The sequence below is a fragment of the Streptomyces aculeolatus genome, from assembly GCF_020400605.1.
Taxonomy (GTDB): domain Bacteria; phylum Actinomycetota; class Actinomycetes; order Streptomycetales; family Streptomycetaceae; genus Streptomyces; species Streptomyces aculeolatus.
In genome coordinates this window covers 17,066-40,795 of record NZ_JAINRD010000001.1, presented here as the reverse complement: position 1 = coordinate 40,795, position 23,730 = coordinate 17,066, and the positions used below count along the sequence as shown (strand labels likewise).

Sequence of the window (23,730 nt, the reverse complement as noted above, 5' to 3'; positions counted from 1 at the left end):
GGACACCCGCGACACCCGCGGCGCCAGGGGCTTCGGCGCGTACGGGGAGTTGGGCGGCGCGGACCGGGACCGCGACAGGGACCGCGACCGGGGCCGGAACCGCCGCGGCGACGGCGGCCCGGGGGAGGAAGGGGACGCCCCGGACGATGCGGAGTAGTAGCGTCCACTGCATGCATGCGATCACCATCTCAGAGCCAGGCGGCCCCGATTCGCTCGTCTGGGCCGAGGTTCCCGACCCCGTGCCGGCCGAAGGCGACGTGCTGATCGAGGTGGCTGCCGCCGGCGTGAACCGCGCGGACGTGCTGCAGCGCCAGGGGTTCTACGAACCACCCGCCGGCGCCTCCCCGTACCCCGGACTGGAGTGCGCGGGGCGGATCGCCGCGCTCGGCGCGGGGGTGACGGGCTGGCAGGTCGGGGACGAGGTGTGCGCGCTGCTCGCCGGCGGCGGCTACGCGGAGAAGGTCGCGGTGCCGGCCGGGCAGTTGCTGCCCGTACCCCGCGGGCACGATGCGGTGACCGCGGCCGCGCTGCCCGAAGTGGCGTGCACCGTCTGGTCGAACGTGTTCATGATCGCCCACCTCCGCCCGGGCGAGACGCTGCTCGTGCACGGCGGCGGCAGCGGCATCGGCACGATGGCGGTGCAGTTGGCGAAGGCGGTCGGCGCGCGGGTGGCGGTGACGGCGGGCAGCGCGGAGAAGCTGGAGTACTGCCGGGAGCTGGGCGCGGACGTCCTCGTCAACTACCGGGAGCAGGACTTCGTCAAGGAGGTGCGGGCCGCCACGGGCGGCGCGGGCGCGGACGTGATCCTGGACATCGTCGGGGCGGCGTATCTGGCGCAGAACGTGAAGGCGCTGGCGGTCAACGGCCGGATCGCGGTGATCGGGCTGCAGGGCGGCGCGAAGGGGGAGTTGAACCTCGGCGCGCTGCTGGCCAAGCGCGGGGCGATCACGGCGACGTCGCTGCGCGGCAGGCCGCCGGGCGAGAAGGCGGCGATCGTGGCGGCGGTACGGGAGCACGTGTGGCCGCTGGTGGAGGCGGACCGGGTGCGGCCGATCGTGGACCGGACGCTGCCGGTGCAGCAGGCGGCGGAGGCGCACCGGGTGATGGAGTCGAGCGCGCACGTGGGGAAGCTGCTGCTGACGACGTGACGGGGAGCGGCCGCCGCGGCGGTACGAGACCGGCGGTACGCCGTGCGGGTGGGGCACCCGTACGGCGTAGTCCCGAATGTCGGCTTTATTGGCTTATGTGACTCTAGTCACGTCAGCACTGCCGGCACGGAAGGGTCTCCGCCGTGGCTGCTCCCGCACGTCGCCCGCGCCTCGCGGCCGGAGTGGTGGTGGTGGTGCTCTGGCAGGGAGTGGTGGCGGGACAGGGGATCGCGTACGGGGCGGGCACCGCGGCACCGACCGGAACCCGGCACGAGGCGACCCAGCGCGGCGCCGCGGCCGGGCCCGCGGCGGGACAGCCCCGCCAAGGCGCGACGGCGCCCGGAGCCGCCTCCGCGGCCGCTCCAGCCGCGCGCCAGGACCGCCCCGGAGCCATGGCGCCCCGAGCCGCGCCCCGGCACGACGCCGTGCCCGCGGTCGGCCCGGCGGCGGGCCAGGAGCGCACGGGCGCGACGACGCCCCGAACCGGCACCGCGGCCGGGCAGCCCCGCGCGGCAGACGGCCGCCCCCGCACCGCAGGCGACCTCGGTGCGACGACGCCCCGAACCGGCACCACGGCCGTCCGTCCCGGCGCGACGGACGCCAGGCCCCGCGCCGCGGGCGGCGACCCCCGTACCGCTTCCGTCCGTCCCGGCGCGTCAGGCGGCCGGGCCCGGGACACGGACGACCGCCCCGGCGCGACGGCCCCCGGCAACCGCACCGCGGACGCCCGCGGGGTCACACCCGGTCCGCAGACAGCGCCCCGCGCCCCCGCCCTCGGTCCCGACGACGACCGAGACGCCGACCGTGACCGCGACCGCGGCGCCGACCGCCCCGGCCGCCCCGGCCTTGCCGGCAACGGCGCCGGCGAGGGCCGCCGCCACCCCGGCCGCCCGCACCCTCCCGCACCCCCCGGCGACGTCACCGCACCGCCCCGCCCCGGGCCCTCCGCTCCACCGCACCCGGGCGGACCCGGCGCCGACCGGCCCGCACCCCCAGCGCCGCCCCGCCACCAACCGCCCGACCAGGCCCGCACCCCCCGCCCCGACCCTCCGGGCCCGCCCGCACCCCCGCGCCCGGACCGCCCGGACCGCCCCGACCGCCCCGGCCAACCGGACCGCCCCGACCGCACCACCACACCCGGCCCCCCGCACTCCGGCCGCTCTCCCGCGCCCACCTCCACCCCCCACGGCAAGCGCCGCGACGCAGACCCCCAGCCCCGCGCGGAACGCGACCGCCCCCGCGGCCACCGCCCCGACCGGACCGACCGCCCCCGCGCCTCCGCCCCGGGCCGCCCCCGCCCCGCGGGCCCGCCGCACTTCCGCCCCCGCGACCCCGTCCCGTACCGCAGCAGCAACGCCCCCGTACCGGGCACCGAGCACACCCCGGACCCGGCACAGAGCCTCACCTTCGTCCCGGACGCCCAGGCCGACGCGACCACCCGCGTCCCACGGCGTGACTCCGGCACCGCGGACCGCGTACTGCCCCTCGGCACGGGCATGGCCCTGACGGGCCTCGGCCTCGGGTACTTCGCCCTCCGCCTCCGCCGCCGCTGACCCGCAGCCGGCGGCCGGCTGCCGGACCCGCGGCTACGCTGCCCGCATGGACCCGGCGAACACCGGCGACGCCCGGGGCGGCGCCCCCGACAGCCACCCCGCGCACGCACCCCGCACCACCGCGCCCCCGACCACCGCACCCCGCGCCACCGCGCCCGCGCCCGCCCTCCTCGCCGCCCCCGACCTGCCCGCCCGCTTCCCCGCCGACGCCCACCGCATCCTCGCCGCCCTCGTCCGCGACGGCGCCGCGCTCGGCTGGGTCGACCCGCCGTCCCCCGCCGAGGTGGCCGCGCTCCTCGACGACGTGCACGCCGCCGCCCGCGCCGGCGACGCCGCGCTGCGCGCCGCGTACGACGGTGACCGGCTCCTCGGCGTCGGCTACTGGCTCCGCTACGCCCGCCCGACCCACCGCCCGCACGCCGATCTGGAGAAGCTCGCGGTCGCCGCCGACGCGCACGGCCGCGGCGTCGGCCGGGCGCTGGCCGCCGCGCTGGTCGCCGACGCGCGGGCCGCGGGCATCGAGGTCCTGACCCTCGACGCCCGCGGCGACAACGACTCGGCGCTGGGCCTCTACCGCTCGCTGGGCTTCACGGAGTACGGCAGGCTCCCCGGGTTCGTGGCCGTCGGGGAGCGCCGCTACGACAAGGTCTTCTGCATGCTGGACCTCCGCGCCCGACCCGCCCGCCAGTGACACCCCGACCAGTAGCACGGCCGGCAACCCGGCCGCAGCACGCCCGACGAACCGCCCGCCCCCCCGACCAGCACCGCACCCCGGTCCGACGCCCTCCGCCCCCGCCGCCCAAGATCCCGACAGCCCCGCCGCCGGGCCCGTGCGCGACAATGGACGTATGAATACTCCGAGCAACGAGCGCCCGCCAGAGACCCCCCAGGTGGTGGTGGTCGGACCCGACGGCATGGCTCGCGGGACCGTCGCGCCGGGCGAGGGCGGGGCGGACGAGGAGGGCCGCGAGATCCCGCTGACCGACAAGGTCGAGCAGCCGGCGAAGGTCATGCGCATCGGCAGCATGATCAAGCAGTTGCTGGAGGAGGTGCGCGCCGCGCCCCTCGACGAGGCGAGTCGCGCCCGGCTCAAGGAGATCCACTCCAGTTCCGTGAAGGAGCTGGAGGACGGCCTCGCCCCCGACCTGATCGACGAGCTGGAGCGGCTGACGCTGCCGTTCACCGACGAGACCGTGCCTACGGAGGCGGAGCTGCGCATCGCGCAGGCGCAGTTGGTCGGCTGGCTCGAAGGGCTCTTCCACGGCATCCAGACGACGCTGTTCGCGCAGCAGATGGCCGCGCGGGCGCAGTTGGAGCAGATGCGCCGGGCGCTGCCCCCCGGCGGCTTCGGCGGCGACGAGCCGGGCGAGATGGGCCCGGAGCACGGCCGCACCGGCGGCCCGTACCTCTGACGCCCCGCCGCACACCCCCGCACGCCCCCGTACATCACACAGCACCGGGCCGGTTCGTATCACGGTACGAACCGGCCCGGAGTCCTGGGCGGGACAGGCGTCGGGGAACCCCTACTTCGAATACCCCGTCGCGATGACCAGCTCCAACTTGTCCTTGGACGGGTCGAAGTAGTCGTCGTACTCGTCGAAGTTCTGCTCCAGCACCGTGTCCTTGCCCCACAGCGCGTCGGGCTCCTCGTCGACCTCGTACGACCACTGCGCCGCGCGCAGGCACTCGCGCACCGACTGGTAGTCCTTGAACGTGAAGTCCGGCACCCTGACCAGCTTCTCGTTCTTGGGGTCGGTCAACGGCTCCGTGCAGCGCGTCTTGTCGATCGTGCGGGTCCGGTCCGGCGGCTTCATGACGTCCTCGCCGTTGCCGCCGTCGTCGCCCCCGCCGCTGTCGTCGCCGGTGTCGCCGCCCGGGTCGGTGCTTGGGTCGGTGTTCGGGTCCGTCTGCTGGGTCTGGTTGGTCTGCTTGGCCTCGGGGTCGCCGTCGTCGCCGCCGTTGAGCGCCAGGACGATGGCCGTCGCCGCGATCACCGTGATGGCGATGACGACGGTCAGCGCGATGACCGCGACGTTCCGGTTCCCGCCGCCCCCCGCGCCGCGGCCCGAGCCCCCGCTCGGCGTGCCCTGCGGGCTGAGCGAGTACGGCTGGGGCGTGGCGTACCCGCCGTGCTGCGGCTGCCCCTGCCCCTGCTGCCCGTGCTGCGGCTGCGCCGGGCCGAAGCCCTGCTGCTGCATCGGCTGGTACGGGGTGGCGGCGCCGGGCGGCGGCGACTGGTACGGGTTGACCGGCGGGAACACCGCCGAGCCGACGCCCGCGCCGGAGTCGCGCGCGTGCTCGCCGGCGATGACGGACGGCATCGCGCCCGGCGGCGTCATACCGCCCGCCCGGCGCACCTCCTCGCGCATCTGCTCGGCGCTCGCGAACCGCTCGCCGGGGTTCTTCGCCAGCGCCCGCGCCACCAGCGCGTCGACGACCGGCGGGACCGTCATGTTGATGGACGACGGCGCCGGCGGCTGCTCCTGCACGTGCGCGTACGCGATGGCCAGCGGCGAGTCCGCGTCGAACGGCAGCCGGCCGGTCAGCAGCTCGAAGAGCATCACCCCCACCGAATACAGGTCGGAGCGGGCGTCGACGCCGCGGCCCAGGGCCTGTTCCGGCGAGAGGTACTGCGGGGTGCCGACGACCATGCCCGTCTGCGTCATCGACGTGACGCCGGACTGCACGGCGCGGGCGATGCCGAAGTCCATCACCTTGACCTGCTCGCGGCGCGTCATCATGACGTTCCCCGGCTTGATGTCGCGGTGGACGAGACCCATCTCGTGGCTCGCGTCGAGCGCGGCCAGCACGTCCGAGACGATCCGCAGCGCCTTCTCCGTCGGCATCGCGCCGAACCGCGCCACGTCCTCGTCGAGCACCGAGCGCAGCGGGCGGCCCTCGACGTACTCCATGACGATGTACGGCACGGGCCCGCCGCCGTCGCCGGCGAAGCGGTCCTCGCCGGTGTCGAAGACGGAGACGACGTTCGAGTGGGACAGCCGGGCGACGGCCTGGGCCTCGCGGCGGAACCGCTCGCGGAAGGAGTCCTCGCGGCCCAGCTCGGTGTGGAGCGTCTTCACCGCGACCTGGCGGTCGAGAACGGTGTCGCGGGCGAGGTGGACGGAGGCCATGCCGCCCGTGCCCAGCAGGTCGAGGAGCTGGTAGCGGCCGCCCCCCACGGATCGACCGGCGTAGTCGTCCTGGCCGCCGTACTCGGTCATGCTGGATTCTCCCCCGGGTGCCTGCTTGATGCTGAAAGTCTGCCTCAGGCAGAGGAGAGGTCAAGCGGCTTGCCCGTTCCGTGACCACCTGCACCCTTGCCCCGTCCCTTTGCACCCCCTTTACCCACCACTTCCGCCCCGCTGTCACCCACTGTTCACTCCCGCCGCCCCGCCGGCCCCACCCGTGTCCACGCGCGCACCCCTCCCCACCACCGGGCTCGTCCGGGATTTGCGTACGGACCCCCGGACCCGGTTGCATGTTCCGTTCAGTGGGATCCGGTGTGTCGGGGGCAGGAGGTAGCGTGCCTCGTAGCCGGACGGACGACAGAACGACGACGAGACGACGACGAGACCGAACCACCGCGAGGAACTGATGTCACAGACGGAGCCCCCCGAGGAGCCGTCGGCGAACGGGCCGGGCCGCGGCGGTATGGCTGACTCTCCGGAGAACTGGGGGGTCGGCGGGCTCGTCGGGGACGGGCGCTACCGGCTGACGCGCCGCCTCGGCCGCGGCGGCATGGCCGAGGTCTTCGCCGCGGAGGACGTGCGCCTCGGCCGCGAGGTCGCGGTCAAGCTGCTGCGCAGCGACCTCGCCGAGGATCCGGTCTCCAAGGCCCGCTTCACGCGCGAGGCGCAGTCGGTCGCGGGCCTGAACCACCACGCGGTCGTCGCGGTGTACGACTCCGGTGAGGACCACGTCGCCGGCGCCACCGTGCCGTACATCGTCATGGAGCTGGTCGAGGGCCGGACGATCAAGGAGCTGCTGACCGGCGCCGAGATCCCGCCGCCCGACCAGGCGCTGCTGATCATCTCCGGGGTGCTGGAGGCCCTGGCGTACAGCCACCAGCACAGCATCGTGCACCGCGACATCAAGCCGGCGAACGTCATCATCACCACCACCGGCGCGGTGAAGGTGATGGACTTCGGCATCGCCCGCGCGCTGCACGGCGCGGCCTCGACCATGACGCAGACCGGCATGGTCATGGGCACCCCGCAGTACCTCTCGCCCGAGCAGGCGCTCGGCCGGGCCGTCGACACCCGCTCCGACCTCTACGCGGTCGGCTGCCTGCTGTACGAGCTGCTGACCGGCCGCCCCCCGTTCATCGGCGAGACCCCGCTGGCTGTGGTCTACCAGCACGCGCAGGACAACGCCGTGCCGCCGTCCCAGATCAGCGAGGACGCGCCGCCGGAGCTGGACGGCCTGGTGATGCGCGCGCTGGCCAAGGAGCCCGACGACCGCTTCCAGACCGCCGACGAGATGCTCGGCCTCCTGCAGTACGCGCTGCGCATGCTGCGTGACGTCGGCCCGCACACCGGCTCGTGGGACACCGGCGCGGTGGCCGTCGGCGGTACGCCGCCGATGGGCACCCCGGCCGTCGGCGCGACGGCGGCGACCACGGCGCTGGCCGCGGCCGGCGGCGACACCGCGCAGCGGCCGATGCTCCGCGCGGGCAACCCGGACGACGGCGGCTTCGAGCCCGGCCCGCGCCGGGCGGGCCGCGGGCGCGGCAAGGTGTGGGCGATCGCGGCGCTGGCGGTGATCGCCATAGTGATGGGCGTGGCCTTCGCGCTGAGCGGCGGCGAGGAGGACGACCCGAAGAAGGCGCCGCCGTCGTCGACGTCGCAGGAGCCGTCGCCGACGAAGGACAAGGAGACCGAGAAGCACTCCCCGGAGCCGACGGAGGACGAGCCCACGTACGAGGAGGACGAGCCCACGTACGAGGACACCGAGGAGCCGCCGCCGACCAACTCGACGTCGGACCTGCCGACCGAGCCCTCCAGCCCGACCGGCTCGCCCAGCGAGCCGACCGAGGACGTCGGCGGCACCACGAGCGAGGGCAGCGGCAGCACGTCCGAGGGCAGCACGTCGGGCAACACGACGGGCGAGACCACCGGTGAGACGACCGGCGAGACCACGGGCGAGACGACGGGGGAGACGACCGGCGAGGTCGAGGGCGGCGAGATCGGGGGCGACGTCGTCCAGGGCGGCCAGGCGGGCGGCGGCACCGTCACCGACGGCTGACGGGCCCCCGGGCCCGTCGGCTACCGGGATTCATTCGCAGTGCCCGGGCGTTCACGCCGGGGGTGGAGCGAATCTGATGGTGGCGACGCGGAGTGTCGCCGTTTCTGTTCCGGCGGAGCCGGAGATGGCACATTGGTCACTCATGGCGTGAAGCGTCATGACGGCCTGCTCCGGCGGAGCTGGGGATCGCTCATACCGGCCGGTTCTGCTGCTCGATGTACTGCCTGACCACGGTGAGCGGGGCGCCGCCGATGGTTTTGGCGAAGTAGGAGCCGGACCACAGCTTGTTGGCCCGCCAGTAGTGGCGTGCGAGGTCGGGAAACTCCTGGCGCAGGCGGCGTGAGGAGACGCCCTTGAGGGAGTTGACCAGCTTGGTCACGGCGACCTTGGGCGGGAAGTTCACCAGGAGATGGACGTGGTTGTCCTCGCCGTTGAACTCCACCAGCTCGCACTCGAAGTCCGTGCACACGGATCGCATGATCTCCTCCATGCGCCTCAAGTGGGCATTGGTGAACACTCTGTGCCGGAACTTGGTCACGAAGACCACATGCACATGCATCATGAAAGTACAGAGCCGACCAGTTCTGATCTTCTGCATCTCGCCCATAACCCACATATGTATCGTGACGGTCATGCAGCTCCGGTACGCCTTCAGGCTGTACCCGAACTCCGGCCAGCAGAGGGCGTTGGCGAAGGCATTCGGGTGCGCCCGCGTCGTGTTCAACGACGCGGTGCGTGCCCGCGAAGACGCCCGCAAGGCCCAGCAGCCGTTCCCGAAGATCGGCGAGCTGTCCACCCGCCTGATCACCCAAGCGAAGCAGACCACCCCACGCTCCTGGCTGGGAGAGGTCTCCGCGGTCGTCCTCCAGCAGTCCCTGCGCGACGTCGAGACCGCATACCGCAACTTCTTCGCCTCCCTCAAGGGCACCCGCAAGGGCCCCAAGGTGGGCGCCCCGCGCTTCAAGTCCCGCAAGGACACCCGGCAGTCGATCCGGTTCACCGCCAACGCCCGCTGGAACATCACCGACAGCGGCCGGCTGAACCTGCCGAAGATCGGTCCGGTGCAGGTGAAGTGGTCCCGTACCCTGCCCGCCGCCCCCACCTCGGTCACCGTCATCAAGGACGCGGCCGGCAGGTTCTTCGCGTCCTTCGTCGTTGACACCGACCCCGCCACCGATGCCGCCCGGATGCCCGACACCGACCAGGCCATCGGCATCGACCTGGGCCTGACGCATTTCGCCGTCCTGTCCGACGGCACGAAGATCGACTCCCCCAGGTTCCTGCGCCGCGCGGAAAAGAAGCTGAAGAAGTCCCAGCGGAAACTGTCCCGCACACAGAAGGGATCCAGGAACCGGGAGAAGGCCCGCCGCAAGGTTGCCCGCGCCCACGCCAGGGTCACCGACGCGCGCCACGAGTTCCACCACCAGCTCTCCACCCAGCTGATCTCCGAGAACCAAGGGATCGCCGTGGAAGACCTGTCCGCGGTGGGACTGGCACGCACCAAGCTGGCCAAGTCCGTACACGACGCCGGATGGTCATCGTTCATCAACATGCTCCAGTACAAGGCGGAGCGGTACGGACGCACCCTGGTGAAGATCGGCCGGTTCGAGCCGACCTCCCAGATCTGTTCCACCTGTGGCGTTCAGGACGGACCCAAGCCCCTCGATGTCCGGGAGTGGACGTGTGCCGCCTGCGGCGCGGTCCACGACCGGGATGTCAATGCCGCGATCAACGTGAAGACGGCCGCCGGACTGGCGGTATCGGCCTGCGGAGCGCCGATAAGACCAGAACCCGTTCTGGCACAGCGCGAAGAAACAGGAAGCCATGGATTCCCGACCCAAGCCCGTGCCGCGTAGCGGCACGGCAACGGAACGGAAGGCCAGAATCCTCGGGCTTCAGCCCGAGGTGCAAGTCAACCCTCCCGGTTGCGGTCCCCGCTGCCGCCCTGCTCCGCCTGGCGGCGGGCGACGTACGCGGCCGCCTGCGACCTGCGCTCCATGTTCAGCTTCGACAGCAGGCTGGACACGTAGTTCTTGATCGTCTTCTCGGCGAGGTGCAGCCGCTCGCCGATGGCCCGGTTCGTCAGCCCCTCGCCGATCAGGTCGAGGATCCTTCGCTCCTGGTCCGTCAGCCCGGCCAGCCGCTCGTCCTCCCGGCCGCGCCCCCCGTCGCGCAGCCGCTCCAGCACCCGCGCCGTCGCGACCGGGTCGAGCAGCGACTTGCCGGCGGCGACGTCCCGTACGGCGGTCAGCAGCTCGTTGCCGCGGATGGCCTTCAGCACGTACCCGGAGGCACCCGCCATGATCGCGTCGAAGAGGGCCTCGTCGTCGGCGAAGGAGGTGAGCATGAGGCATTTGATGCCCTCGTCCCGGGAGCGGATCTCCCGGCAGACCTCGACGCCGCTGCCGTCGGGCAGCCGGACGTCGAGCACGGCCACGTCGGGCCGTACCGCGGGGATGCGGACGAGCGCGTCGGCGGCGGTGCCGGCCTCGCCGACGACCTCGATGTCCGGCTCGGCCTGAAGCATCTCGTGTACCCCCCGACGGACCACTTCATGGTCATCGAGTAGGAATACGGTGATTTTTCCATCTATGGCCACTGTCCCAGTCTCACATACTGGGTCTTCCCGCGCTCGGGGCCGCCGGGATAACGTGCCAGTGTCCCGGCAGCCTGCGAGGCTGTGACCAGTGGACCTGATGCCGACGAGGCGAGCCGGCTCCTGCGTTACTAGGAAATCAAAGCAAAACCGCAGGTCAGGACCGCTTCGCGAAGCAGCGGACCACTGTGTAACGTGCCTGCCAGTGGGAAGGATGCCGGGCGCCTGTCACCCCCGACCCCCATCGGTGCACCCACCCCGTGCACGTATGGGAATCGGGTGAGCCGCCCTCCGCTGCCGCGGAGGGATGAAGGCCACCGGCGATCCCGGGGGCCGGAGAGACGTCAGGAGAGACCGTGACCGAGAGCACTGCCGCGCGCGACCCGCGCCGCAGCAGCAAGCGCACCAGCGGGAGCGACGGCGGGAGCGCGGCCGCGACGTCGGCGCCCGAGACGCCCGGGGCGCCCGCGAAGAAGGCAGCGGCCAGGAAGACGCCGGCCAAGAAGGCGCCTGCGAAGAAGGCCGCCGCCAAGAAGACGGCGGCGCCCGCCAAGAAGGCGGCCGCGAAGAAGACGGCCGCGAAGCCCGCCAAGGCGGCGAAGACGGCGAAGACGGCCAAGGCCGCCAAGGCGGCCAAGGCCGCCGAGAAGGTGCCCGTCGGGTCCCGGCCCCTGCCGCAGGGCGACGGCGCCGACGCCACCGAGCTGGTCCAGCTCCTCACCCCCGCGGGTGAGCGCGTCGAGCACCCCGACTACGCCGTCGACCCGAGCCCCGAGGAGCTGCGCGCCCTCTACCGCGACATGGTCCTCACCCGCCGCTTCGACGCCGAGGCCGTCACCCTCCAGCGCCAGGGCGAGCTGGGCCTGTGGCCCTCGCTGCTCGGCCAGGAGGCCGCCCAGGTCGGCTCCGGCCGGGCGACCCGCGAGGACGACTACGTCTTCCCCACGTACCGGGAACACGGCGTCGCCTGGTGCCGCGGCGTGGACCCGACGCTGCTGCTCGGCATGTTCCGCGGCGTGAACAACGGCGGCTGGGACCCCAACAGCAACAACTTCCAGCTCTACACGATCGTCATCGGCTCCCAGACGCTGCACGCCACCGGCTACGCCATGGGCGTCGCCAAGGACGGCGCCGACTCCGCCGTCGTGGCCTACTTCGGCGACGGCGCCTCCAGCCAGGGCGACGTCGCCGAGGCGTTCACTTTCGCCGCCGTCTACTACGCCCCGGTCGTCTTCTTCTGCCAGAACAACCAGTGGGCCATCTCCGAGCCCACCGAGCGCCAGACCCGCGTCCCGCTCTACCAGCGCGCCGCCGGCTACGGCTTCCCCGGCGTCCGCGTCGACGGCAACGACGTACTGGCCGTGCTCGCCGTCACCCGCAAGGCGCTGGAGCACGCCCGCTCCGGCCAGGGCCCGATGCTGATCGAGGCGTACACGTACCGCATGGGCGCCCACACCACCTCCGACGACCCCACCCGCTACCGCGCCGACGACGAGCGCGCCGCCTGGGAGGCCAAGGACCCGATCCTGCGGCTGCGCACCCTGCTGGAGCGGGAGGGCCTCGCCGACGAGGCGTTCTTCGCCGGCCTCGACGAGGAGAGCGACGCGCTGGCCAAGCGGGTCCGCGAGTCCATCAGGACCATGGCGGACCCGGACCCGATGGCCATGTTCGAGAACATCTACGCCGACGGGCACTCCGTCGTGGACGAGGAACGCACGCAGTACGCGGCGTACCAGGCATCCTTCGCGGACCCCGCGGACTTCGCCGACGAGGCGGGCGCCGCCGCCGGGAAGGGGCACTGACCATGGCTGTCGAGAAGATGGCACTGGCCAAGGCGATCAACGCGTCGCTGCGCACGGCCATGGAGGACGACGCCAAGGTGCTCGTCATCGGCGAGGACGTCGGCAAGCTCGGCGGCGTCTTCCGCGTCACCGACGGGCTGCAGAAGGACTTCGGCGAGGACCGGGTCATCGACTCGCCGCTCGCCGAGTCCGGCATCGTCGGCACCGCGATCGGGCTGGCGCTGCGCGGGTACCGGCCGGTGGTGGAGATCCAGTTCGACGGGTTCGTCTTCCCCGCGTACGACCAGATCGTCACGCAGCTCGCGAAGATGCACGCGCGGGCGCTGGGCACGGTCAAGCTGCCGGTCGTCATCCGGATCCCCTACGGCGGCGGCATCGGCGCGGTCGAGCACCACAGCGAGTCGCCGGAGGCGCTCTTCGCGCACGTGGCGGGGCTGAAGTGCGTCTCGCCCTCGACGCCCGCGGACGCCTACTGGATGCTCCAGCAGGCCATCCACAGCGACGACCCGGTGATCTTCTTCGAGCCCAAGCGGCGCTACTGGGACAAGGGCGAGGTCAACACCTCCGCCATCCCCGGGCCGCTGCACGAGGCGCGGGTCGCCCGGGAGGGCACGGACCTCACGCTCGCCGCGTACGGGCCGATGGTGAAGACCTGTCTGGAGGTCGCCGCGGCGGCGGCCGAGGAGGGCACGTCGCTGGAGGTCCTGGACCTTCGGTCGATGTCGCCGATCGACTTCGACGCCGTGCAGCGCTCGGTGGAGAAGACGGGCAGGCTGGTCGTCGTGCACGAGGCCCCGGTGTTCTACGGCTCCGGCGGGGAGATCGCCGCGCGCATCACCGAGCGGTGCTTCTACCATCTGGAGGCCCCGGTGCTCCGCGTCGGCGGCTTCCACGCGCCGTACCCGCCCGCGAGGCTGGAGGAGGAGTACCTCCCCAACCTGGACCGGGTGCTCGATGCCGTCGACCGCGCGCTTGCGTACTGAAGTAGGGAGCGTGTCCGTGACCATGAGCAACACCGCGCGCCTCCGCGAGTTCAGGCTGCCCGACGTGGGCGAGGGCCTGACGGAGGCGGAGATCCTCAAGTGGTTCGTCCAGCCGGGCGACGCCGTGCACGACGGCATGGTGGTGTGCGAGGTGGAGACCGCGAAGGCGGCGGTCGAACTGCCGATCCCGTACGACGGGGTGGTGCAGGAGATCCGCTTCGCCGAGGGCGACACGGTCGACGTGGGGACGACGATCATCGCCGTCGACACGGAGCCCGGGGCCGGCCCCGGACCCGGTGGGACGGAAACCCCGGCCACCGCGGAACCCGCACCGGGCGGGAGCCCGGCGGCTCCGGCCGCCGAGACCTCGTACGGCGCTGAAGGCGGCGGCTCCGCCGCATCGGGCGGCGGCGCGGCGGCCGGGTCCGCGCCCGCGGCGCAGCCGGGTGAGCCGGGCACCGGTACTGGCGGGGCCGCTCCCAAGCGGGAGCCGGTGCTCGTCGGCTACGGCGTGGCGCAGAGCTCGACGAAGCGCCGGCCGCGCAGGCCGCAGCCCGGCGCCGAGACGGCAGCGGCGTCCGCGGCGATCCAGGGCGAGCTGAACGGCCGGGCCCCGGCACCCGAGGCGCCGCAGGCGCCCGGCGGGACCGCGGCCCCCGGCACCGGCCACGGCACCTCCGCTCCGTCCGGCGGGCCCGCCGCCGCAGGCGGCTTCGGCGGCGTCCCGGGAGCGCGCGGCGCCGCCGCGGCACCCGCCGCGCCCGCCGCAGGCGGTACCGCAGGTGGTCGCGTCCTGGCCAAGCCGCCCGTGCGCAAGCTCGCCAAGGACCTCGGCGTCGACCTGGCCGCCGTCGTGCCCACCGGCGACGGCGGCGTCATCACCCGCGACGACGTCCACGCCGCCGTGGCCCCCGTACCGGCCGAGCCGGCGGCAGCGCCGGCGCAGCCCGTACAGCCGGCGCCGCAACCCGCGCCCGTCTCCGCGGCCACCGCTCCCGAGCCGGCCGCCGACGCCCGCGAGACCCGGATCCCCATCAAGGGCGTCCGCAAGGCCACCGCCCAGGCGATGGTCGCGAGCGCCTTCACCGCGCCGCACGTCACGGAGTTCGTCACCGTCGACGTCACCCGCACGATGAAGCTCGTACGGGAGCTGAAGGAGGACCCCGATCTTGCCGGGCTGCGGATCAACCCGCTGCTGATCGTCGCCAAGGCCCTCCTGCTGGCGATCCGGCGCAACCCCGAGGTCAACTCCGCCTGGGACGAGGACCGTCAGGAGATCGTCCGCAGGCACTACGTGAACCTCGGCATCGCCGCGGCCACCCCCCGCGGCCTGATCGTGCCGAACATCAAGGACGCGCACGCCAGGTCGCTCCCCGAGCTGGCCACCGAGCTGGCCGGGCTGGTCGCCACCGCCCGCGAGGGCAGGACGACGCCGGAGGCGATGCAGAACGGCTCGGTGACGATCACCAACGTCGGCGTCTTCGGCATCGACACCGGTACGCCGATCCTCAACCCCGGTGAGCCGGCGATCCTCGCCTTCGGCGCGATCAAGCTGCAGCCGTGGGTGCACAACGGGAAGGTCAAGCCGCGGCACGTGACGACGCTCGCGCTCTCCTTCGACCACCGGCTGGTCGACGGGGAGTTGGGCTCGAAGGTGCTCGCGGACGTCGCGGCGGTCCTGGAGCGGCCGAAGCGGCTGCTCACCTGGGGCTGACACCTCACCCCGCACGCGCACGCCCCCGGCCCCGTCAGACGGGCGCCGGGGGCGTCCGCGTGCGTACGCACCCGCGCGCCCCTGTCCGTATCGCGGACGGCCGCGGCGTACGCATACGTGTTGTATCTATGCTGTGCGCATGCCCCCGAGCCCCGCCGCCCCGGCCAAGCCCGCGCCCGCCGCCGACCGCGTCTACGCCCACGTCAAACAAGGTGTGCTGGAGCGGCGTTACGAGGGCGGCACGATGCTCACCGAGGGCGAGCTGGCCGACGCCGTCGGCGTCTCCCGCACGCCCGTGCGCGAGGCGCTGCTGCGGCTGCAGGCCGAGGGGCTGCTGGAGCTGTACCCGAAGAAGGGCGCGTTCGTCCTGCCCGTCTCCGCGCAGGAGATCGCCGACGTCGTCGAGACCCGGATGCTCGTCGAGGAGCACGCGGCCCGCCGGTCCGTACCCGCGCCCGACGCGCTGCTCACCCGGCTCGAAGAGCTGCTGGAGGAGCAGCGCCGGCACGTCGAGGCCGACGACCGCGCCGCCGCGTCCGTCACCGACCGCTGCTTCCACGCCACGATCGTCCGCAACGCCGGCAACGACATCCTCGTCCGCCTCTACGACCAACTCCGCGACCGCCAGCTCCGCATGGGCGTCGCGCTCATGAACGCCCAGCCCGGCCGCATGCACCGCTCGCTCACCGAGCACGCCGAGATCCTCCAGGCGCTGCGCAGCGGCAGCGCCGACGCGGCCGCCGCCGCGGTGCACGGCCACGTCGCCTCCGTACGGGACCTGCTCCGCGGGGACCTGCGGTGACCGCCGTCCGTGCGGGGGGCGCGGGCGCCGCCGACGGCGCCCGCGGCCTGCCCGGCGACCCGCGCGGCGGCCTGACGGCCGTCGCCGTCTGGGGCGTCGGCGTCGCCGTCTACTTCGTCGCCGTCACGTACCGGACGAGCCTGGGCGTCGCCGGCATCGACGCCGCCGAGCGCTTCGACGTCGGCGCCTCCGCCCTGTCGGGCTTCTCCATCCTCCAACTCCTCGTCTACGCCGGGATGCAGATCCCCGTCGGCCTGCTCGTCGACCGGCTCGGCACCCGCCGGGTGCTGGCCATGGGCATCGTGCTGTACACGGCGGGGCAGTTCGGCTTCGCGCTCTCCGACACGTACGGCGCGGCCCTCGCCTCCCGCGCGCTCCTCGGCTGCGGCGACGCGATGACGTTCATCAGCATCCTGCGGCTCGGCGCGCGCTGGTTCCCCGCCCGCCGCGGGCCGCTGATAGCGCAGCTCGCGGGGCTCGTCGGGATGGCGGGCAACCTGGTCTCGACGCTCCTGCTCTCCCGCATGCTCCAGGAGTTCGGCTGGACCCCGACGTTCGCGGGCAGCGCGGTGGCCGGCGCGGTCATGTTCGTCCTCGTCCTGCTCTTCCTGCGCGACCAGCCCCGGGACTACGTCCCGCCGCCCCCCGAGGACCACCACGGCGGCGGCATCCGCGCGCAGATAACCGCCGCCTGGCGCGAGCCGGGCACCCGGCTGGGCTTCTGGGTGCACTTCACCACCCAGTTCCCGGCGATGATCTTCCTGCTGCTCTGGGGGCTGCCGTTCCTCGTCGAGGCCCAGGGCGCGAGCCGCGCGGAGGCCGGCCAACTGCTGACGCTGCTGGTGCTGTCCAACATGGCGGTCGGCCTCGTCTACGGCCAGCTCGTCGCCCGGCACCACGCGGCGAGGCTGCCGCTCGCGCTGGGCACGGTGGCGGTGACGGCGGTGGTGTGGGGCACGGTGCTGAGCTGGCCGGGGGCGCATGCGCCGGGGTGGCTGCTGGTGGTGCTGTGCTGCGTCCTGGGCGCATGCGGTCCCGCGTCGATGATCGGCTTCGACTTCGCCCGCCCGGCGAACCCGCCGGAGCGGCTGGGTACGGCGTCCGGCATCGTCAACATGGGCGGCTTCACGGCGTCCATGACGACGCTGCTGGCGGTGGGCCTGCTGCTGGACGCCACGGACGACAACTACGGCATCGCGTTCGCGAGCATCTTCGTCCTGCAGATCCTGGGCACGACCCAGATACTGCGCCTGCGCGGACGAGCCCACCGCCGCGAACGCGAACGCCTGGTGGCGAGCCGCGTCTCGGCCGTGCACGTACCGGCGTGAGGCACACCTGAACCGGCGCGCACGCGAGCGGTCATACCTGCGCGTATCCACCGTCGGCGAAGAACTCGGCACCGTTGACGTAGCTCGACGCGTCCGAGGCGAGGAACGTCGTCACGGCGGCGATCTCCTCGGGCTCGGCGAGCCGGCCGAGGGGAACGGCGCCTTCGGCCTGCTTCAGCATCTCGGGTGCGACCAGCTCCAGCAGCCCGGGGGTGCGTGTACCGCCCGGGGATACGACGTTGACCCGGAAGCCGTGTGAGCGCGCGCTGCGAGCCCAGCCGCGGGCGAGCGCGCGGACTGCGGCCTTCGACGCCCCATAGACCTCGAGTCCCGGGTCGGGCCGGGTCGCGGCGGTCGAACCCGTCAGGATCACCGAAGCGTTCTCGCTGAGCAGCGGCAGCGCCTGCTGGAGAGTGAAGATCGTTCCCTTGACGTTGGTGGCGAACACGGAGTCGATCAGCTCTTCCGTCACCTCGCCGAACGGCGCCGCGATGCCGATGCCGGCGTTGGCGACCAGCACGTCGATGCGTCCGGCCCGGTCGCGCACGGTGCCGTAGAGGGCATCGAGCGCTGCGGGATCAGAAGCATCGCAGACGACGCCGGTCACGGGGCCGAGTTCGGCGACCGCGGCGTCGAGCACGTCTTTGCGGCGACCGGTGAGGAACACCGTGGCCCCCTCGTCGCGGAATGCGCGCGCGGTCGCGAACCCGATGCCGGTGCCGGCCCCGGTGACCACGGCGACCTTGCCTTCCAAGACGGCCATGCCGCCTCCCCTCACAGTTGTGGACTGCTACGTCCATAACCATCCCCGATATGGACCGAACAGTCAAGAATGATCGGGCAGCGGGCTCCAGGGCGCGTTCCAGGGTTCGAAGCCGGTTGCAGGCGGTGGCGGTACGGGTCCGCGGTGCGCTGCTGCTACTGCACCGGCGCGGGCAGCAACCGCGCCAGGGTGGACCGGGCCACCGCGGTGAGCGCGCCGACGTCCATGCCGGTGCGCCCGAGGGTGATGAGGCCGAGCTGCGCGACGAGGGCCGCGCGGGCGGTCTCGGAAGGGTCGACGTCGGGGGCGAGGTCGCCTTCGCTCCGGGCGCGCTCCAGCGCCGCGGTGAGGACGGTGGCGATCGCGTCGTAGCTGCGGCGGGCCTCGGCTGCGACGTCCGGCGTGCTGGCGGCAAGCTCGGCGTTGCTGTTGGCCAGCAGGCAACCCCGACGCGCGACTGCCCCGCTCGGATCGCCGGTCAGGCCGAGTACGAACTCGCGCACCACGTCGATCCCCCGCCCCGCGGAAGCCAGGCGCTCGCGCAGCGCCAGCAGGTTCGCGTCGTCGTAGTCGCGCAGCACCCGCAGGAACAGGCTGCGCTTGTCCCCGAACGCGCCGTAGAGGCTGCCCTTGCCCAGCCCGCTCACGCGCAGCAGGTCGTCCATCGATGTGGCCGCGTAGCCCTTGTCCCAGAACTCGTCACGGACGGCGAGGAGCACTCGATTCTCATCGAACTCACGAGGTCGCGGCATACCCGCACCCTACAAGTTCTGGACCGTACGGGCCATAATGGACTCCGGCCGCGGGTGCCTGGGCGGCTCGGGCAGAGGCCGGCCGAGAACCGCTGCCGGAGGGCCGCGTACGTGCCCTAGTCGGTCGCGACCTCCGTGGGTACGTCGGCTGCCTGGCCGGCCTGCGGGGCCGAGGTCGGCGTGGCCTCCGGGAAGCCCGCCGGGCCCGAGGTCGCGTCGGGGACGGACTCCGGCGGCGCCCCCTTCTCGATCATGGAGCCGAGGCCCACCACGGCCGCCACGTCCGGGCGTTCCGCGATGTGCACGGGCAGGCCTACCGACGTACGCAGCATCGTCTCCAGGCCCGGCATCGTCGCGCTCTCGCCCGCCAGCACGATCCCGCGGTCCCCGATGTCCGCCACCAGGTCCGGCGGGCAGCGCCGCAGCACCGAGCGGATCCCGTCCAGCACCGCCAGCATCGGCACCCCCGCGGCCTGTCCCACCGCCGCCGGGTCGACCTGCACCGTACGCGGGCGGCCCGAGACCACGTCGCGGCCCAGCACCTCCAGCGCCACCGCGCCCTGCGCGCCGGCGAGCGACAGCTCGCGGTGCACCTGGCCGACGGTGTGGCTGCGCAGCATCACCTCGTGGTTGATGCGCAGGTGCTCCACCAGCGCCCGGTCCACCGCCTGCCCGCCGACCGGCACCTTCTCGGCGGCGACGACGTTCCCCAGCGACAGCACCGCGATCTGCGTCATCGCCGTACCGCACACCACGATCAGCGTGCCCTCCGCCGCCGGCACCGGCAGCCCGCAGCCCACCGCAGTGGCGATGAGGGTGTCGACGAGGACGACCCGCTTCGCGCCGAGTCCCGCCAGCGTGTCGATCATGGCGCGCTGCGTCAGCGGCTCGGCGTCGTGCGGGGTGCACGCCGCGGCCCGCAGCGCCGGGTGGAAGCGCCAGGATCTGCGGACCCTGGCGTGGATGAGGTGGCGCAGCATGCGCTGGGCCATCTCGATGTCGGTGATGCCGTTCGGCCCCACGGGCCGGGCGACCTGGATGTGTGCGGGGGTGCGCCCGGTCATCGCCTCGGCCTGCCCGCCGACGGCCACCAGGGCGCCGGTACGGGAGTTGATGGCGACGGCGCTCGGCTCGTCCACGACGAGGCCGATGCCCTTGAGGTAGACGCGGGTGCGGGAGGCCCCGATGTCGACGGCGACGCTGCAACGGAGAAGCTGTTCCTGGCTGATGCTCACATGATCAGCCTGGGGTGGCCGGGCGCGGGGCGCCCGCCGGGCTGTGCCGGTCGGATGAGGACTGCCCCCTTACGGGTGAGGGCATCCGTCATCTGTCAGTCCGTCACCGTGAAGTGCCGCAGGACCGCCTCCGCCAGCTTCGGGTCGCCCTCCACCTTCACCCGGTCCGCCGCCGCTGCCGCCCGCAGCCGGCCCGTCGCCAGCCGCAGGTACGTCTCCCAGTCCGTCGTCAGCGTCACCGTCGGCCCGAGCGAGACGCTGCCGTCGATGGACCCGCGGCCGTCCTCCCCGACCCGCACCGTGCGCATGAACTCCAGCGGGCCCGTCACGTCCACCACCACGATCGACCCCGGCCGCGCCCCCGCGTCCTCGGCCACCACCCGCGGCAGCCGCGCCAGCAGCTCGTCCCGCGCGATGTGGGCGCCGGGCGAGTCGAGGTTCCCCGGCTTGCCGAGCGCGCGGCGGATGTCCTGCTCGTGCACCCAGATGTCGAAGGCGCGGTAGTGCGTCAGCTCGGCGACCGTCATCTCGCTGCCGAACGCCCCGCGCACCTTTGCGTCCGGCGACCGCTTGTCGTCGCGGAGCTGGCGCCGGCGGCGGATCAGCGTGTACTCGAGGTCGGCGGTCATCTCCGGCGCGGTGTGGTGGCGGCGGGTGTCGACCTGCACCTCGACGTAGCGCGCCTTCTCGCCCGTGATGTGCACGAGGTCGGCGGGCAGGTTGTGGATGGGCCGCGGGTCGCCGAGTGCCTCGCACTCCGCGCCGATGATGTGGGAGACGACATCCCGTACGGACCACCCCGGCAGCCCGCTTCGCCCGCTCCACTCCCCCTCGGAGAGCGGTGCCACGAGTTCGGATATGGCCTCGGCCGAGTGGGCCCAGGCATCGATGGACGGCTGGAGGCTGGAGTGGACGGTCACACTACCCCTTACGGGATCGTTCGCGAGATGCAGGCAGGCCCTAAGTTACGCTGCGCACGGGTGCCCCGGCAGTGCTTTCGGGCGACGATTATGCGGTGAGGCAGACGACTTGGGCTTCGAGGTGGTGGTAAGGTGCGCGCTTCCCTGATCCAGTTCCGGGTGGATCCGGATGAAGGTGTCGAAAGCCGACGGGCCCGGGCCGCGGCGCTCGTACGCGCCGAGGAGCGCTCCGGGCTGGTGGTGCTGCCGGAGCTGTGGCACGTGGGGGCGTTCGCGTTCGACGGCTTCGAGGCCGCGGCGGAGACCCTCGACGGGCCCACGGCGGCGGCGATGGCGGCGGCGGCCCGGGACGCGGGCGTGTGGCTGCACGCGGGGTCGGTCGTGGAGCGGGACGCCGCGGGGACGCTGTTCAACACGAGCCTGCTCTACGCGCCCGACGGCGAGCTGGCGCGTACGTACCGCAAGATCCACCGCTTCGGCTTCGACCGCGGCGAGGCGGTCCTCATGGGCGCGGGCGACGAGGTCGTCACCGCGCCCCTCGCCGACACCGTCGTGGGCCTCGCCACCTGCTACGACCTGCGCTTCCCCGAGCTGTTCCGGGCGCTGGCCGACGAGGGCGCGCAGACCTTCGTCCTGCCGGCCGGCTGGCCCGCGAAGCGCCGCGCGCACTGGCGGCTGCTGGCGCAGGCGCGGGCGGTGGAGAATCAGGCGTACGTCCTGGCCTGCGGCACGGCGGGGACGACCGGCGGGGTGGCGCAGGCGGGCCACAGCATGATCGTGGACCCGTGGGGCGAGATCCTCGCGGAGGCGGGCGAGGACGAGGAGGTCCTGCGGGCGGAGCTGGATCCGGCGCGGGTGGCGCGGACGCGGGAGGAGTTCCCGGCGCTGCGGGACCGGGTGCTGGGCCGCCCGTAGGGCGGGGCGCAGCCTGCTGCCCGGCGGGGCGCGGCGCCCGGGAATGGCCGCGGCGGCGGTGTGGTTGGCTCTGCTCATGGCGAAACGTGCCCGGGTCCGGGCTCCCGAGCTGGTCGGCAGGGGCGGCTGGCTGAACACCGGCGGGGCGGAGCTGAGCCTCGCCGCGCTGCGCGGCCGCGTCGTGATCCTCGATTTCTGGACGTTCTGCTGCATCAACTGCCTGCACGTCCTGGACGAGTTGCGCGAGCTGGAGGAGAAGCACCGGGACACGGTGGTCGTCGTCGGCGTGCACTCGCCGAAGTTCGTGCACGAGGCGGAGCACGCGGCCGTCGTGGACGCGGTCGAGCGCTACGGCGTGCACCACCCGGTGCTGGACGACCCGGAGCTGGCGACGTGGAAGCAGTACGCGGTGCGGGCGTGGCCGACGCTGGTGGTGATCGACCCGGAGGGGTACGTCGTCGCGCAGCACGCGGGGGAGGGGCACGTACACGCCATCGAGCGGCTGGTCGCGGAGCTGGAGGCGGAGCACGCGGAGAAGGGCACGCTGCGGCGGGGCGACGGCCCGTACGTGCCGCCGGAGCCGGTGGCGACGCATCTGCGGTTCCCCGGGAAGGCGCTGCGGCTGCCGTCGGGCAACCTGCTCGTCTCGGACACGACGCGGCACCGGCTGGTGGAGCTGGCGCCGGACGGCGAGACGGTGGTGCGGACGATCGGGACCGGGGAGCGGGGGTTCGCGGACGGCGCGGCCCCGCGCTTCAACGAGCCGCAGGGGCTGGCGCTGCTGCCGCCGGGGGCGGTGGCAGGGCTGGGGCAGGAGGCCGGTCCGGTCGCGGTGGCGGACACCGTGAACCACGCGGTCAGGGCCGTCGACCTCGCCACCGGGTCGGTGACGACGCTGGCGGGGACCGGGCGGCAGTGGTGGCAGGGCTCACCCACGTCGGGGCCGGGGCGGGAGGTCGACCTGTCGTCGCCGTGGGACGTGGCGTGGTTCGACGGGCGGCTGTGGATCGCGATGGCGGGCGTCCACCAGCTGTGGACGTACGACCCGGAGACCGGCGCGGTGCGGGCGGCGGCCGGCACGACGAACGAGGGGCTGCTCGACGGTCCCGCCGACGAGGCGTGGTTCGCGCAGCCGTCGGGTCTCGCGGCGGCGGCCGGGCGGCTGTGGATCGCGGACTCGGAGACGTCGGCGCTGCGCTGGCTGGAGCCGGGCGGCTCGCCGGAGCGGGCGCCGCGGGTGCACACGGCGGTCGGCACCGGGCTCTTCGACTTCGGCCACCGCGACGGTCCGGCAGGCGAGGCGCTGCTCCAGCACCCGTTGGGCGTCACGGCGCTGCCGGACGGCTCGGTGGCCGTCTCGGACACGTACAACCACGCCCTGCGCCGCTACGACCCGGCCACCGGCGAGGTGACCACCCTGGCGACGGACCTGCGGGAGCCGTCGGACGCGGTGGTGGACGGCGACGAGATCGTGGTCGTCGAGTCCGCCCGCCACCGCCTGACCCGCCTCCGGCTGCCGGAGGAGGCGGTCCGCGTGCCGCCGGTGGCGCACCGCACGCAGCGGGCGGCGACGGACGTGGCGCCGGGCAACCTGTCGCTGGACGTGGTCTTCCGCCCGCCGCCGGGCCAGAAACTCGACACCCGCTACGGCCCCGCCACGCGCCTCCTGGTGAGCGCCACCCCGCCGTCGCTGCTCGCGGCCGGCGAGGGCCAGGGCACGGACCTGACCCGGGAGGTGACGCTGTCGCCGGACGGCCCGGCGGAGGGCGTGCTGCACGTCTCGGCGATGGCGGCGAGCTGCGACGACGACCCGTCGGTGGAGTACCCGGCGTGCCACGTCCACCAGCAGGACTGGGGCGTACCGATCCGCGTCACGGAGTCGGGGACGAAGCGGCTGCCGCTGATCCTGGCGGGGCTGGACGAGGGAGCGTAGCTGACCGAGGGCTTCGCGACCGTCCTGGCGGCGGTCCACGCC

The 23,730-nt window shown here is 73.5% G+C and carries 20 protein-coding genes; 13 read left to right on the top strand and 7 right to left on the bottom strand.

What is annotated here, in order from left to right; all coding sequences use genetic code 11:
• Positions 1-170 precede the first annotated feature (170 nt).
• The 4 genes from LG396_RS00170 (at position 171) to LG396_RS00155 (ending at position 4,113) form a co-directional block, all read left to right on the top strand.
• On the top strand, positions 171-1,148 hold the full coding sequence (locus LG396_RS00170; RefSeq protein ID WP_130456569.1) for an NAD(P)H-quinone oxidoreductase: 978 nt from the start codon (positions 171-173) through the stop codon (positions 1,146-1,148).
• Between the two features lie 143 nt (positions 1,149-1,291).
• A complete protein-coding gene (locus tag LG396_RS00165) occupies positions 1,292-2,701 on the top strand; it encodes a hypothetical protein (RefSeq protein WP_225793101.1) in 1,410 nt (469 codons plus the stop codon).
• A 46-nt stretch (positions 2,702-2,747) separates the two neighbouring features.
• A complete protein-coding gene (locus LG396_RS00160; protein WP_225793100.1) occupies positions 2,748-3,392 on the top strand; it encodes a GNAT family N-acetyltransferase in 645 nt (214 codons plus the stop codon).
• Positions 3,393-3,549: 157 nt separating this feature from the next.
• The gene (locus tag LG396_RS00155) at positions 3,550-4,113 is read left to right on the top strand and encodes a bacterial proteasome activator family protein (protein ID WP_026276707.1); all 564 of its coding nucleotides are present in this window, start codon (positions 3,550-3,552) and stop codon (positions 4,111-4,113) included.
• Between the two features lie 111 nt (positions 4,114-4,224).
• Here LG396_RS00155 and LG396_RS00150 read toward each other — a convergent pair whose 3' ends face one another.
• On the bottom strand, positions 4,225-5,922 hold the full coding sequence (locus LG396_RS00150) for a protein kinase domain-containing protein (protein ID WP_225793099.1): 1,698 nt from the start codon (positions 5,920-5,922) through the stop codon (positions 4,225-4,227).
• A 373-nt stretch (positions 5,923-6,295) separates the two neighbouring features.
• Between LG396_RS00150 and LG396_RS00145 the strand changes: the two genes are divergently transcribed.
• Positions 6,296-7,945 carry a protein kinase domain-containing protein gene (locus tag LG396_RS00145; RefSeq protein ID WP_225793098.1) on the top strand — a complete coding sequence of 550 codons (1,650 nt, stop codon included), beginning with the start codon at positions 6,296-6,298 and terminating at the stop codon, positions 7,943-7,945.
• A 190-nt stretch (positions 7,946-8,135) separates the two neighbouring features.
• Here the strand turns inward: LG396_RS00145 and tnpA are convergent, their stop codons facing one another.
• On the bottom strand, positions 8,136-8,552 hold the full coding sequence (gene tnpA, locus LG396_RS00140) for an IS200/IS605 family transposase (RefSeq protein WP_225793602.1): 417 nt from the start codon (positions 8,550-8,552) through the stop codon (positions 8,136-8,138).
• A gap of 25 nt (positions 8,553-8,577) precedes the next feature.
• Here tnpA and LG396_RS00135 point away from each other — a divergent pair, with 25 nt between their 5' ends.
• Entirely contained in the window at positions 8,578-9,801 is a 1,224-nt protein-coding gene (locus LG396_RS00135) for an RNA-guided endonuclease InsQ/TnpB family protein (RefSeq protein WP_225793097.1), read from the top strand.
• A 56-nt stretch (positions 9,802-9,857) separates the two neighbouring features.
• Here LG396_RS00135 and LG396_RS00130 read toward each other — a convergent pair whose 3' ends face one another.
• Positions 9,858-10,544 (bottom strand): response regulator, encoded by a 687-nt coding sequence (locus LG396_RS00130; RefSeq protein ID WP_225793096.1) that lies wholly within the window; start codon positions 10,542-10,544, stop codon positions 9,858-9,860.
• A gap of 353 nt (positions 10,545-10,897) precedes the next feature.
• Here LG396_RS00130 and pdhA point away from each other — a divergent pair, with 353 nt between their 5' ends.
• The 5 genes from pdhA to LG396_RS00105 all read left to right on the top strand — a co-directional run bounded on the left by pdhA (position 10,898) and on the right by LG396_RS00105 (position 17,170).
• A complete protein-coding gene (gene pdhA / locus LG396_RS00125; RefSeq protein ID WP_225793095.1) occupies positions 10,898-12,343 on the top strand; it encodes a pyruvate dehydrogenase (acetyl-transferring) E1 component subunit alpha in 1,446 nt (481 codons plus the stop codon).
• 2 nt (positions 12,344-12,345) lie between these two features.
• On the top strand, positions 12,346-13,326 hold the full coding sequence (locus LG396_RS00120; RefSeq protein WP_037745997.1) for an alpha-ketoacid dehydrogenase subunit beta: 981 nt from the start codon (positions 12,346-12,348) through the stop codon (positions 13,324-13,326).
• 22 nt (positions 13,327-13,348) lie between these two features.
• Complete coding sequence (locus LG396_RS00115; RefSeq protein ID WP_225793601.1) at positions 13,349-15,040, top strand: dihydrolipoamide acetyltransferase family protein; 1,692 nt, start codon at positions 13,349-13,351, stop codon at positions 15,038-15,040.
• Positions 15,041-15,179: 139 nt separating this feature from the next.
• Positions 15,180-15,842: a GntR family transcriptional regulator gene (locus LG396_RS00110; protein WP_018840749.1), complete on the top strand. Its 663-nt coding sequence runs from the start codon at positions 15,180-15,182 to the stop codon at positions 15,840-15,842.
• A complete protein-coding gene (locus LG396_RS00105) occupies positions 15,839-17,170 on the top strand; it encodes an MFS transporter (protein ID WP_225793094.1) in 1,332 nt (443 codons plus the stop codon). Before LG396_RS00110 ends, LG396_RS00105 begins: the two co-directional genes overlap by 4 nt.
• Before the next feature lie 31 nt (positions 17,171-17,201).
• Here the strand turns inward: LG396_RS00105 and LG396_RS00100 are convergent, their stop codons facing one another.
• From LG396_RS00100 to LG396_RS00085, 4 genes are all read right to left on the bottom strand, one after another.
• A complete protein-coding gene (locus LG396_RS00100; RefSeq protein ID WP_225793093.1) occupies positions 17,202-17,933 on the bottom strand; it encodes an SDR family NAD(P)-dependent oxidoreductase in 732 nt (243 codons plus the stop codon).
• 155 nt (positions 17,934-18,088) lie between these two features.
• A complete protein-coding gene (locus LG396_RS00095) occupies positions 18,089-18,685 on the bottom strand; it encodes a TetR/AcrR family transcriptional regulator (protein ID WP_225793092.1) in 597 nt (198 codons plus the stop codon).
• Positions 18,686-18,801: 116 nt separating this feature from the next.
• Positions 18,802-19,920, bottom strand: a complete 1,119-nt coding sequence (locus LG396_RS00090; RefSeq protein ID WP_037746010.1) for a rod shape-determining protein — start codon at positions 19,918-19,920, stop codon at positions 18,802-18,804.
• 95 nt (positions 19,921-20,015) lie between these two features.
• A complete protein-coding gene (locus LG396_RS00085) occupies positions 20,016-20,840 on the bottom strand; it encodes a maleylpyruvate isomerase family mycothiol-dependent enzyme (protein WP_130456573.1) in 825 nt (274 codons plus the stop codon).
• 132 nt (positions 20,841-20,972) lie between these two features.
• Between LG396_RS00085 and LG396_RS00080 the strand changes: the two genes are divergently transcribed.
• Positions 20,973-21,755 (top strand): carbon-nitrogen family hydrolase, encoded by a 783-nt coding sequence (locus tag LG396_RS00080; protein WP_130456574.1) that lies wholly within the window; start codon positions 20,973-20,975, stop codon positions 21,753-21,755.
• 76 nt (positions 21,756-21,831) lie between these two features.
• Positions 21,832-23,688: an NHL domain-containing thioredoxin family protein gene (locus tag LG396_RS00075; protein ID WP_225793091.1), complete on the top strand. Its 1,857-nt coding sequence runs from the start codon at positions 21,832-21,834 to the stop codon at positions 23,686-23,688.
• The last annotated feature ends 42 nt before the right edge of the window (positions 23,689-23,730 follow it).